Origin of the sequence: Neisseria sp. P0006.S004, assembly GCF_051963015.1 — a bacterium.
Classification (GTDB): Bacteria; Pseudomonadota; Gammaproteobacteria; order Burkholderiales; family Neisseriaceae; genus Neisseria.
Genome location: NZ_JBQCUS010000032.1, coordinates 1 through 384, shown reverse-complemented (window position 1 = coordinate 384; position 384 = coordinate 1). Strand labels below are relative to the sequence as shown.

The window sequence follows — 384 nt, the reverse complement described above, 5'->3', positions numbered from 1 at the left end:
GATCCTGATTCACAAACCGCCCGACGTTCGGTTCATAATACCTAAAGAAATTGTAATGCAGCCCCGTTTCACGGTCGGCATACTGGTTCTGTAATCGGAAGGGTTGGTAAGCGCTATCCGTTACCTTGGTTTCGCTCTTCAGTTTGCCCCAGCCGTAATAATCGCCGAACCAAACCAGGTTGCCGTCTTTATCGGTCATCTCACGCGGGATACCGATTTGGTCACAGTGGAAGTAGTGGATTTCCTGTTTGCTTTCGCCTTCGGTATTGGTGTGGTTGCGTACCTGTGCCAAAGGTTCGTAGCTGTCGGGATCGGTGTAGAGATAGGTATACCTGCCGTCAGGGTGGACTTCCTGCAAGAGGTGGCTGCCGTCCCAAACGAAGC

General features: G+C 51.8%; 1 protein-coding gene. It reads right to left on the bottom strand.

What is annotated here, in order from left to right:
• Positions 1-384, bottom strand: a 384-nt coding sequence (locus ACTHR2_RS10560) for an RHS domain-containing protein (RefSeq protein WP_440375710.1), incomplete at both ends; no start/stop codon positions are given.